General features: G+C 34.7%; 2 protein-coding genes and 1 pseudogene. 1 reads left to right on the top strand and 2 read right to left on the bottom strand.

The features are described 5' to 3' along the window. Positions 1 to 272: pseudogene (locus CDZ78_RS22215) on the top strand (ISKra4-like element ISTvi1 family transposase); the annotation flags it as partial. Between the two features lie 373 nt (positions 273 to 645). Here the strand turns inward: CDZ78_RS22215 and CDZ78_RS15915 are convergent. After that, on the bottom strand, positions 646 to 1,218 hold the full coding sequence (locus tag CDZ78_RS15915) for a hypothetical protein (RefSeq protein ID WP_087870880.1): 573 nt from the start codon (positions 1,216 to 1,218) through the stop codon (positions 646 to 648). Next, positions 1,211 to 2,125: a hypothetical protein gene (locus CDZ78_RS15910; RefSeq protein WP_140414118.1), complete on the bottom strand. Its 915-nt coding sequence runs from the start codon at positions 2,123 to 2,125 to the stop codon at positions 1,211 to 1,213. The genes CDZ78_RS15915 and CDZ78_RS15910 overlap by 8 nt, the downstream gene beginning before the upstream one ends. Positions 2,126 to 2,196: the final 71 nt, after the last annotated feature.

Genomic DNA, 2,196 nt, shown 5'->3' with positions numbered 1-2,196 from the left:
AGATTGAAAATTCTAAAGCCCCTGTACGATCTTGTCACCGCTATTTAAGTAACCGTACTGAGCAACTCGACTATAAAGGAGCGATAGAAAAAAACTTGCCTATTGGTTCAGGCGAAATAGAAAGCGCACACCGTTATGTTATTCAGGAACGATTAAAACTATCAGGGGCGTGGTGGAAATCTGAAAACGTTGAACCCATGCTTGCTTTAAGAGTGGTCAGAGGAAATGATCAATGGGATGAATATTGGAGAAATTTGGCCAAAGCTTCTTAATATTTTGAGAAATTCACCGTACTTTTAATCGCACCCAGTTTTATGAGGGGTTCTGTCGCAAAGAACAAAATCACCCTATTACCTACGATCATAAGATTTAATTTCAGCCAAAGAAGATTCACATGCTCAACTAAAAATGACTCTATTTCTCAGGCGATTACTTTCATGAATACCACATGGTACGTGGCTTTTACACTATATTATCGTAATTTTAATGATGGGATGAGACTGTTCTTATCCTGCATAGTGTTTTTATCCATTTGCCGCATAAAAACAAGTTACAGTTTATTTTTACACAAATATTTATTTTTTGCGACAGAACCATAATTGTTGCGGCGTATAAAACTCACCCGCTTTTTTTCCAGAACCCTTTTTATGGGTTTGGCTGATGAAGCCTGTCACCTAGATAATACAATCCCCAGAAACTGGTTATAATCATTTGCCAAAATAGTAAAAGAAACATCAGGGTAAATAAACCAGATGACAAAATATGCCATGATTCATGGATAATTTCTTTGAATGGCACATAGAAAGATGTGGCAAAAATTGCAAGTACAATAATAATTAAACTTTCTGCTGTGAGAAAAGCAAACATTGAACACAAAAACCTTCTTCTAGTTAGCTCAATAGCTACACTTTTCCCCTGAACCAAAATATCTATCTTTGGAGCTGGTGCAGGCATTGTTTTATCTATGTCCGTCTTATTAAAGGTTGCAATTGCTGCTAGAGCGGCAATGTAGAACCCTGGAAGAACTTGAACGAAGCCAAGTATCTTAGTAATTATTCCACTATTTGAATACAAAGATACCTGACCAAATTGCTTCAGCCAAAATATTAGAATAGTTGATACTATGGCGAGTAACAATGGATAAATCCAATCCACTTTCCATTTGAGTTGATGCTCAATAGAAAGATAGGATAATGGACGAAGAAGATGCCTAATCATTGTGTTCCAGGAGTAGCAATTTTTTCATTTTATCGAGGATAGATTTGTCGGGTTTATCGTAAGATGATTTTAAATTATAATTAAAATTATCCAGCTTCTCTTTTTTTACATAATGTTGTACTAATCCATCGGCGGTGTTCATGTTTACGGTTCTATCAAGGCCTGATTGTGTTTTGAGTTTTATCCTTGCGTGACTGTAATTGTTTTTTTCTTTTTTACATAACTTTACAATGCGACCATATTTATTTGCGATATTGTTTTCATTATCTTTGAGTGTTAGGACAAGTGTTTTGCATTTTTCTTTAACATAGCCTTCTTCATCAAAGTCCGTGTTTTGATCCTTATCTGTTATCAATTCAATGGATCTTATTTTTCCATGATTTAGATCATCTTTAAGTTCGTTTGAGATATGTCCATCAAACTCAGATTTGAAGATAACATCGTATTTTTTGGGATTTCCATCATTATCTACTGACCCATCAGGGTGCATTTGCTTGAACTTATCAGGCGATATTTTTTTCGCATCATTTATAATATTATCTAGTAGTTCTTTAATAGTGGATACGCTTAGTCCATGGCATTGTTCGATAATAACAAGTGCTGGATCAATATCTTTATTAGGCAATTTAATTACTATGTGTGAAGAAAAATCTTGCCCTTCCTCTTCTGTTTTTTCAGCTGTACGGCGCTTATTCTCTTTAGGAATAGTAAATATTGGGTCAGATATTCCTTTATCTGATTTATTGATAAGAATACTGATAATATCATCTGTCCACTCAAAGTATGACATGTAGAGAGATTCATTTCCTTTTGCTAGAACTTTGGTTCTTTTACCTAAGGGTATAAGTTTTATTAATTCAAATGCTTCTCTTACAGAAATAGGTTTAGGACACTTAGGAATGTGCACGAAATAACTTCCTGAAGCAGCCAAGTATAATCCCCCAGCAAATCCAGACAAGAAATCAAAGCAATCTTATT

Source organism: Bathymodiolus platifrons methanotrophic gill symbiont (genome assembly GCF_002189065.1).
Classification (GTDB): domain Bacteria; phylum Pseudomonadota; class Gammaproteobacteria; order Methylococcales; family Methylomonadaceae; genus Methyloprofundus.
Note: the sequence above shows the minus strand (reverse complement) of the source record. Positions and strands in the feature narration are given on the sequence as shown.

Excerpts from the sequence above, each read along its gene's own strand:
- CDZ78_RS15915 (WP_087870880.1), bottom strand. The coding sequence starts at position 1,218 with ATGATTAGGCATCTTCTTCGTCCATTATCCTATCTTTCTATTGAGCAT.